Source organism: Microcoleus sp. PH2017_12_PCY_D_A (assembly GCF_020738565.1).
Classification (GTDB): Bacteria; Cyanobacteriota; Cyanobacteriia; order Cyanobacteriales; family Microcoleaceae; genus Microcoleus.
The window spans coordinates 1-9,289 of the sequence record NZ_JAEQCI010000169.1 but is presented as its reverse complement, the minus strand read 5'-3'; the positions used below and the strand labels follow the sequence as shown (position 1 = coordinate 9,289).

Genomic DNA, 9,289 nt, shown 5'->3' with positions numbered 1-9,289 from the left:
AAATATCAATCTGCATTATTTCATGACCATCAAAATTGATGCAGCCTGTTAGTTATTTGTTGGGTTGGGGCGGGTTTATATATCCCCGGGCTGGTGACATATATTGTTGGTGAACCCGCCCCTACAAGTCTTCTGGTTGATTTACCTAACAATATCTAACACAAACAACCTAGCCCTTATCGTGCTTGGCGATTACCCAAATAGCGTGGATCATACCCGGAAACCAGAAAAAACAGGTGAGAAGCAGGTTGATCCAAAAATCCATGCCGATGCCGACAGTCAAAAATACGCCCAGAGGGGGAAGAAAAATTGCAGCGACTATGCGGATTAAATTGCCCATCTCAGTTACTCCAAACGACTTTTCTCTTTCAATTTAACTTCACTGACCGACAGAGCCTTTCCCGAAAAATTTAGGCGGTGCTGCGATCGTGTAAACTTCGGTTTCCTCGGCGATTACCTGCCGCAAGTGACCGGGAACTTGCATCAATCCCAACAGGGTAATCCCGTCTAACATCCGCAACCCCCCAATTGTTTTGTCGGCGAGCAATTTGTCGGTAACTTCGGGTTCGGGCCGCGTGTTGATTTCCTGGCTGGAAGCTACCGCAAAACCCCAAGGAGCTCCGTAGGTAGAAATAAAGCTGGTGCAGGATTGAACCTTGGGGAAAACCGATTTCAGGGTGTTGACAATGCGGGCGTGCATTTTCATTTCTGCCGGAGAAACTGGCCCCGCTTGCACTACGAAATATCCGTTAGGTGACAGTATCTTGCGGACTTTCTCAAAATACTCCTTGGTAAATAACTGGAAAGATGGGCCTTCTTCAATGGGATCGGATAAGTCGGAAATCACAATATCCCAATCGCTGTCTGTGTTGTCTAAATAGTCCAAAGCGTCGCCGATTACTACTTCGCAGCGGGGGTCGTCAAAGGCGTTTTGGTGCATTTCTGGCAGGTGTTCGCGGCAAGCTTCTACTACTTCGCCGTCAATATCGACCATCACGACTTTTTCAACGGTTTTCCAGCGCAGCACTTCTCTAATTGTAGCTCCTTCGCCGCCGCCGAGAACGAGCACTTTTTTGGGCGAACCGTGAGCAATCATGGCTGGGTGTACGAGGGGCTCGTGGTACAGAAACTCGTCGCCTGTGCAAGATTGCCATTTGCCGTCCAAAACTAAGCCTTTTCCGTAGGTTCCGGTTTGAACTACGTACATTTCCTGATAGGCTGTTTTTTTGTAAGCGAGCACGCCGATGACGCCGTGAACGTAAATATCCCAAGGGGTAATGTACTCGCTCATCCAAAAGTCTGCACGAACTTCGCTACCTGACATCCAATACTCTCCCAATGTAAACTGCTGTGTCGATTTTGTCGCAAGTAGTAATTCTTAGCACAAAATGGTGCTGGTGTGTAAGTGCGATCGACACATGGGAGTTAACTCGATCGCAAAAGTCGGATGGAAGAAGCAATAAGTCAAGCTTGAAGGCGCAATGAAATCAAGGATTTCAGCGGCGGTGGTTGTCTGCAAAGTAGTCCTAGGGTGCGTCGCACCAACAACGGTAACTTGCACCAACAATTTCACCGCGATACACCTGACAAACCGGCAGGCCCTGCAAACATCGTGCTACCAAATAATTGTTGGGTTTGCTCTACCCGATTGCTAAGGTGCGTCGCTATGAGATTTGCAATTGAATGCCAAGGATTTATCGCAAGCGACACATCCTACGAATACTTTTATCGCAAAACTTTATAAAAATGGTATTAATACTTGTGCCCGCCCGGCTTGGCTACAAAGTTGTTTGTCACGGGCCATTTGTTACAGGGCAATTATTCACCTTTAAGCCGCTGCTACAAGTTGGCGATCGGCGTTTATATTGACTAGATTGGTAAATATGAGCGGCGATCGCACCACCTGAACTTAAGTGTTCGCCAACTTGTATAATTCACTAATAAATAAGCAGGATCATACCTAAGTATATGCTGAAAAATCTTCTGATGTTTGACCTCAAGTTTTGGAGAAAAGTGAGCCGGAAACTCAAAAAAAGCTTTACGCTTGGCATTGCGGCAGTCACTCTGTGTACAGTGATATTAGCTAGTTGCACGAAGGCAGAACCCCCTTTGCGAGTCGGTGCCAATGTGTGGCCGGGCTATGAAACTCTGTACTTAGCTCGCAGTTTAGGGTACTATGACAATACTCCTATTCGATTAGTAGATTACCCTTCAGGTACAGAAGAGGTACGAGCCTATCGAAATGGAGAAATTGAAGCAGCAGGTATATCCATCGACCAAGCTTTGGTATTGGCAGCAACCAATCCCGATGTAAAAATTGTAGTTGTTATGGATTTTTCTAACGGTGGGGATGTGATTCTCAGCAAGCCAGAGATTCCAAATTTGCCAGGTTTAAAAAGCCGACCTGTAGGCGTCGAATCTACTGCACTAGGAGCATTCATAATTACCCGTGCCTTAGAACAAAAAGGTATGTCACCTAAAGATATCAAAATTGTCTCTTTAGGAGTATCCGAACATGAACGAGCTTTTAAAGATGGAAAAGTAGATGCTGTTGTTACCTTTGGATCTGCTCGAACAAAGCTGCTAGCAGCGGGTGCCAAACAACTATTTGATAGTTCGCAAATTCCCGGTGAAATTGTTGATGTTCTGATAGTACGCGAGGAGGTAATTAACAAGCAGCCCAAGGCTTTGCAGGCTTTAGTTGACGGTCGGTTTCGCGCCCTAGATTACTTGACAAAAAATCCCCAGGATGCTGCTAGTCGCATTGCTCCCCGTACAGGAGTGACTCCAGACCAATTCTTAGAATCTTTAAAAGGGCTGAGCAGTCCAAACCTCCAAGAAAACCAAAAGTTACTAGGAAAAACAGATCCGTCATTGCTGAATGGCCTGAAGCGATTGTCTGAAGTGATGCTAGAAAACAAATTGCTGCCGAAAGCTGTAAATCCTGCTCCTTTGTTGGACGACACATTGGTCAAAAAAGTGAAACTTTGATCGATTAAAATTCTAGTTATTCCTGAACAAATGTGAGTTTTAAGTAACTATTGGTCTGCATATTTTTGGTTAAAATTAGCAACAATAATCTAGAAACTCAAATTTATATCATTTCTAACTATGAAACGATTTCCCTTTTCTCTGCGTTTCTCAATTCCTTTGATGCTGCTGATTTTCGGTAGTTTACTGGGTGTATTTTCTTTTCAGCGGGAGGTAGATCAGTCGTACCGCCGACAAGAAGAAGATGGAATTAACGATTTAAAATTTTCTGCAAATCAACTCTCTGGAATGCTGGAATATTTGTACCGCAGAGGAGATGTTGAGCAAGTGGAAATCGCAATTAGCAAGTTGGGGAGCGAGCGAAATATCCGCTTAGCCTTGCTTTGTGATGAAAATAACCGCATAATTTTGGCAACCCGTTACGAATTGCGAAATCGCCCGATCGCCTCCATCTCCTTACCTAACTATTTGCCCGAAGAATTTTTCAAAGTTCGGGAAATGATGTCAGGAGAAGTCAAGCTTGCTGAAAATAAAGAGAGTATCTGGGCCATTTATCCGGTTTTGTTGGGCTCCCAGCCGGGAGAAGTTCGACCTTCGAGAGTTGGCATTCTTTTGGTAGAGTATGATATTTTGTTAGTCAAGCAGCAGGCTTATGCAGATGCTTTGCAGCGATCGACTGAAACGAGTATGGGATTAGCTGTATTTTGCATAATTGTCTGGTTGTTTTTCGATCGAACCTTGACAGGGCGAGCTGCGAGGTTGGTTGCAGCCAGCAATAGCTTCAGCCAAGGAAAATTGGGCGATCGCGCGCAACTGGGAGGTTCTGACGAACTTGCTCAGATTGCGGCCGCTTTTAACCAAATGGGCGATCGCATTCAGTCTGATACCGAGGTGCTGCAAGACAGCGAGAAACGTTTCAGAACCTTGGTTTCCAATCTCCCAGGTGCGGTTTATCGATGGGTATTCGATGCCGACTGGACCATCGAGTTTATCAGTGATGCGATCGCAGATATTTCGGGCTACCCCGCCACCGATTTTATTAACAATCGAGTGCGAAGTTTTAACAGTATCATCCATGCTGAAGATGCAGCCATGGTACAAAAAATTATCGATAAAAGAATCTTAACAAAACGGGATTATATCATCGAGTACCGCATTATTCGAGCGGATAGGACTGTGAGATGGATGTCAGACAAAGGTCAAGGCATATTTAATGAAAACGGCGATCTTCTCTGGCTTGACGGAGTAATTTTTGACATCACCAAGCGCAAGCACGCTGAGGCAGAATTGCGTCAAATTTTAGAACTTAAGGATAAACTTGCGGCCACTGCTACTGCTCAATCTAAACAACTAAAACAAACTCTGCAAGATTTACAGAAAACCCAGGCTCAACTAATTCAAACAGAGAAAATGTCTTCCCTCGGTCAAACGATCGCTGGTGTCGCCCACGAGATTAATAACCCTGTCAATTTCATTCACGCTAATCTTTCTCACGTTAGTACCTACAGTAACAACCTATTAAGTTTAATCGATTTGTACCAGCAGGAATATCCGAATCCCACTGCTGAAATTGCAGATTTGATTGAAGATAGCGATCTGGAGTTTATCGGCGAGGATCTGCCGAAAATCTTGTCTTCAATGAAAGTGGGTACTAATCGCATTCGTGAAATTGTACTAAGTTTGCGAAATTTCTCTCGCTTGGATGAATCTGACCTCAAACCAGTTAATATTCACGAGGGAATTGACAGTACGCTCTTAATTTTACAAAGTGCTCTCAAAGCTAAACCGAATTTTGCTGAAATTGAAATCGTCAAAGAATATGGAGATTTACCACTGGTTGAATGTTATGCGGGACAGCTAAATCAAGTATTTATGAATATTTTGACTAATTCTATATATGCTTTGCACAATTCCGAAAATCAGGATTTTAAAAAATATAAAACTCCCTTTCACTGTCAGATTATCATTAATACCTGTATTCTCAAAAATAATTGGGTTAAAATCAGTATTAAGGATAATGGGCCGGGCATAGATGACGCAGTGAAGACGAAAGTTTTCGATCCTTTTTTTACGACGAAACCAGTAGGTACAGGTACAGGTTTGGGACTGTCAGTTTGCTATCAAATTGTTGTGGACAAACACGGCGGGAGGTTGGAGTGCATATCGACAGTGGGAGAAGGGACGGAATTTGCGATCGAGATTCCGATCGCCAAATCCCGCAGTTAATATACCTGTTTTCAGTTGACTAACATACAGATATCGGCTAAGGAGATGGTGCCGTGTCCTTCATCGTGTCAACAAGCGTGTTAAACCCACACTCCGCCAGGGGTTGAAACCCCTGGCTAATAGCGAAAGTCCTCTAAAGAGGACTCAAGAACTCATCAGTCCTCTTTAGAGGACTTTCGCTTTGAGGCAGGGGTTTAAACCCCTGCCGGACTCTGGGAAAGCCCGTTAAGTTCGCACTTTCGGAAAAGCAGGGCGCCGTGTCCCTAAAGTATTTCATAGAATTGAAGACTGCTCGATCGAGCTAAACTGAGGGATAATAAAAACTCCCCATGACCGCGGCTCCTCCTAGTTTGATGTAAAACCCTATGTCTACTGTCACTTTTGGTTTATCAACCCCCTCCGCGGCAGAGGCCGGGGCATCCTACGGTAGCAGCCAACCGCCCCAGCGCCCCACCGCGCCGGCAGAGTGGATCGAGGTGTTGGTGGACTCTCCTTTCAGGGGCGCGGGGGACTCGCCGGGGGAGGAAAACAAGTTATTTACCTATCGCTTACCTGCCCAATTGAACGTGCAGCCGGGGGATATTTTGAGCGTACCCTTTGGCAGTCAACAGGTAGGGGCGATCGCGATTCGGTTCGTTTCTCAACTGCCGGCAGACTTAGATCCGGCGCGGGTTAAAGATGTTGAAGATGTTGTGAGTACGGGCTTTTTTCCGCCTACTTACTGGGAATTGCTCGAACGAGTATCTGCTTATTATTGTACAACATTAATTCAAGTAATTAGAGCTTCGCTGCCGCCCGGTTTGTTAAGCCGTTCCGTGCGCCGGATTAGGTTAGTTAAAGATGCTGTTTCTCCGAATGCCGAAACGTTTTTGAATCCCGCCGCGAGTCAAATTTTGCAATTGTTGCAAGCTCAAAAAAAGGGCGATTACACTTGGCAATACCTTCAGCGCCAAGTCAAGGGAAGTTATCGGGGATTGAAAGATTTATTGCAGCGCGGTTGGGTAGAAAGTTATTTAGAACCGCCCAATCCTCCGAAAGCACAACTCAAACCGGCAGTGACATTAATCCCCAGCGCCTTTGTCACGGATTTAACCAAGCGCCAACAAGAAGTATTGGAAGTTTTGCGGCGCGGCGGCGGTGAAATGTGGATGAATGATTTGCTGAGAATTTGCAGCGCGGGTGCTTCGGTTGTCAAAAAATTGGAACAGAAAGGTAGCGTTGTCATCGATCAAAGGGAAGTTCTCAGGGGCGATCGCGGGATTGCTCAATTACCCGATGCACCGAAAACTTTAACTCGTTTTCAAGCTGAAGCTTTAGCGTTTATTAACAGTTTTTCGGGATTCCGTCAAGTGCTGTTGCACGGCGTTACAGGTTCTGGTAAGACTGAAGTGTATTTGCAGGCGATCGCCCCAATCTTAGCCAGCGGCAAATCCGCCCTCGTACTGGTTCCCGAAATCGGGCTGACACCGCAACTGACAGACAGATTCCGCGCCCGGTTTGGCGAGCAAATTTGCGTGTACCACAGCGCCCTATCCGACGGCGAACGTTACGATACATGGCGCCAGATGCTGACTGGAACCCCGCAAATTGTCATCGGCACGCGATCGGCCATTTTCGCACCATTACCTCACCTCGGCTTAATTATCCTCGACGAAGAACACGACAGCAGCTTCAAACAAGAACAACCAGCCCCTTGTTACCACGCCCGCACTGTTGCCAAATGGCGCGCCGAATTAGAAAATTGTCCCCTAATTTTAGGTTCTGCAACCCCAGCCTTAGAGACTTTTGTTGAGACGCGAATCAATAATTATTCCTTGCCAACTATCCATTATTTATCATTGCCCGAACGCATTTATTCGCGTCCGATGCCACCGATTGAAATAGTCGATATGCGCCAAGAATTGCGGCAAGGAAATCGCTCTATTTTTAGTGTTTCCCTACAAAATGCTCTGGAAGAATTGCAAGAAAGACAACAGCAAGGTATTCTATTTATTCACAGAAGAGGACATAGTACCTTTGTCTCTTGTCGGAGTTGTGGCTATGTGATGGAATGCCCCCATTGCGATGTTTCGCTTTCTTATCACCACATCGGTGAAGGTACAGCAGAAATATTGCGCTGTCACTACTGCAACCACACAGAAAGACACCCTCAAAACTGTCCAGAATGCAGTTCTCCCTATTTCAAAAACTTTGGTAGTGGCACTCAACGAGTCGAACAGGAATTAACCAGATTGTTTCCCCAATTACGGGCAATTCGGTTTGACAGCGATACGACTAGAAATAAGGGCGACCACCGCCGATTGTTAACCCAATTTGCCAATGGGGAAGCTGACATTTTGTTGGGTACGCAAATGCTGACAAAAGGGTTAGATTTAGCTGGAGTGACATTGGTGGGAGTTGTCTCTGCTGATGGGTTGCTAAACTTATCCGATTATCGGGCAAGCGAACGAGCATTTCAAACTTTAACTCAAGTGGCGGGGCGTGCGGGTAGAGGGGACGATCCGGGAAGGGTAATTATGCAAACTTACACTCCCGAACATCGGGTAATTCAAGCAGTTAGGCGGCACGAATATGCAGGTTTTGTGGAAACAGAATTAGCCGAAAGAGCAGCGCTAAATTATCCTCCTTCGGGGCGGCTGGTTTTGTTGCGGTTAAGCAGTTTGGATGCGGCGGAAGTTGCGGTAACGGCGGTACAATTGGCGTCTGTTTGTCATGAGTATATTCAGCGATTGTCTATACCGGGTTGTGAGTTGTTGGGGCCGGCACCTGCGGCGATTATGCGAGTAGCAAATCGCTATCGGTGGCAGATTTTGCTGAAGTTACCTTTGGATGAGTCGCTGGATTTGTCGGATTTGGTCGGGTTGCGCGATCGGGCACCGCGTTCTGTTAGTCTAACTATTGATGTCGATCCGCTGAATTTTGGTTGATTGGGATGGATAAGCGAGAGATGCAAAGATCAGACGGCGGTTGAAACCGCGTCTACACAAACAATGTCCGCCTCCGCGGACTCAAGAAAACAACGTATTTAAACGGTCGCGTCTTCAACCCGCGGAGGCGGGTTTTGTCTGTATAGACGCGGTTTCAACCGCCCGGTCTTCTTATGCCAAGCCTATCAGATTATGAATAATTTTCCTCCACGCCCGATTAGTTGTGAAGCTGACTTAATTGCTACCCAAAATCGGATTAATTCTATTTTGGATCGCCGAAAACTGACGCAAGATGACCGAGATTACTTAAATGTGCTGGGTATTCTTGTCTACGATTATGAAGAGAAACATGAGCCAATGCCTCTGTTGAAGGGGATTAAATTGCTCAAAGCTTTGATGGTTGAAGCTGAGCTTTCAGAAAGAGACTTGGTTGATATTTTTGCTACTGAGTCTCTGGTTGCTGAGGTTTTGAATGGTAACAGGGAACTGACGGCGAGTCAAATTCAGAAATTAGCTGAGTTTTTTCACCTATCACCTGCGGCATTTCTCGATTGAAATTAATCGGATTCCCACTCTCGCTCGATTCTTTCTAAGTCTTTCGCGGCTCCCAATTGTTGAAAGATTTGATGGGCACTGTTGTAATGTTGTTGGGCGAGTTCTGGGTTGTTGCGTTTACGTTCAAGTCGTGCTAAATCGTAGTGAGCCTCGGCAACTTTTGCAGGTTCTCCCAGTTCTTGAAGCCTCGCTAAAGACTCTTTTAAAAGTGGTTCTGCCGCATCTAAATTCCCCATAAGCATTTCGATTTCTCCCAAACAACCGATCGAAGTTGCCATACCAGAGCGATCGCCCAATTCTGTCCTTAATTCCAAAGATTGCCGGTACAATCTCTCAGCTTCATCCCAATTGCCGCGATTTCGCTCGATATATCCCAATAATCCCCAACTACTTGCCATACCAGAGCGATCGCCCAATTCTGTCCTTAATTCCAAAGATTGCCGGTACAATCTCTCTGCTTCATCCCAATTGCCGCGGTTGCGCTCGATATCTCCCAATACTCCCCAACTTGTTGCCATACCAGAGCGATCGCCCAATTCTGTCATTACTTCCAAACATTGTCGGTACAATCTCTCAGCTTCATCCCAATT

General features: G+C 45.8%; 8 protein-coding genes. 5 read left to right on the top strand and 3 right to left on the bottom strand.

All coding sequences use genetic code 11. From position 1 onward, the window contains the following. Nucleotides 1–169 precede the first annotated feature (169 nt). Both JGK39_RS30855 and JGK39_RS30850 read right to left on the bottom strand, forming a co-directional pair. Nucleotides 170–340: a YqaE/Pmp3 family membrane protein gene (locus JGK39_RS30855; RefSeq protein WP_293253263.1), complete on the bottom strand. Its 171-nt coding sequence runs from the start codon at nucleotides 338–340 to the stop codon at nucleotides 170–172. A 39-nt stretch (nucleotides 341–379) separates the two neighbouring features. Next, nucleotides 380–1,324 carry a fused MFS/spermidine synthase gene (locus JGK39_RS30850; RefSeq protein ID WP_293253260.1) on the bottom strand — a complete coding sequence of 315 codons (945 nt, stop codon included), beginning with the start codon at nucleotides 1,322–1,324 and terminating at the stop codon, nucleotides 380–382. 422 nt (nucleotides 1,325–1,746) lie between these two features. Between JGK39_RS30850 and JGK39_RS30845 the strand changes: the two genes are divergently transcribed. The 5 genes from JGK39_RS30845 (at nucleotide 1,747) to JGK39_RS30825 (ending at nucleotide 8,699) form a co-directional block, all read left to right on the top strand. Then, nucleotides 1,747–1,869: a hypothetical protein gene (locus tag JGK39_RS30845; RefSeq protein ID WP_293253257.1), complete on the top strand. Its 123-nt coding sequence runs from the start codon at nucleotides 1,747–1,749 to the stop codon at nucleotides 1,867–1,869. A 99-nt stretch (nucleotides 1,870–1,968) separates the two neighbouring features. Next, nucleotides 1,969–2,991, top strand: a complete 1,023-nt coding sequence (locus JGK39_RS30840; RefSeq protein WP_293253254.1) for an ABC transporter substrate-binding protein — start codon at nucleotides 1,969–1,971, stop codon at nucleotides 2,989–2,991. A gap of 120 nt (nucleotides 2,992–3,111) precedes the next feature. Further along, nucleotides 3,112–5,217 carry an ATP-binding protein gene (locus JGK39_RS30835; protein ID WP_293253251.1) on the top strand — a complete coding sequence of 702 codons (2,106 nt, stop codon included), beginning with the start codon at nucleotides 3,112–3,114 and terminating at the stop codon, nucleotides 5,215–5,217. Between the two features lie 365 nt (nucleotides 5,218–5,582). Next, nucleotides 5,583–8,144, top strand: a complete 2,562-nt coding sequence (gene priA / locus JGK39_RS30830) for a primosomal protein N' (protein WP_293298625.1) — start codon at nucleotides 5,583–5,585, stop codon at nucleotides 8,142–8,144. A 192-nt stretch (nucleotides 8,145–8,336) separates the two neighbouring features. Further along, nucleotides 8,337–8,699 carry a transcriptional regulator gene (locus tag JGK39_RS30825; RefSeq protein WP_293298622.1) on the top strand — a complete coding sequence of 121 codons (363 nt, stop codon included), beginning with the start codon at nucleotides 8,337–8,339 and terminating at the stop codon, nucleotides 8,697–8,699. 2 nt (nucleotides 8,700–8,701) lie between these two features. Here the strand turns inward: JGK39_RS30825 and JGK39_RS30820 are convergent. Continuing rightward, nucleotides 8,702–9,289: tetratricopeptide repeat protein (locus JGK39_RS30820; RefSeq protein WP_293298619.1), on the bottom strand; the 588-nt coding region annotated here is incomplete at its 5' end.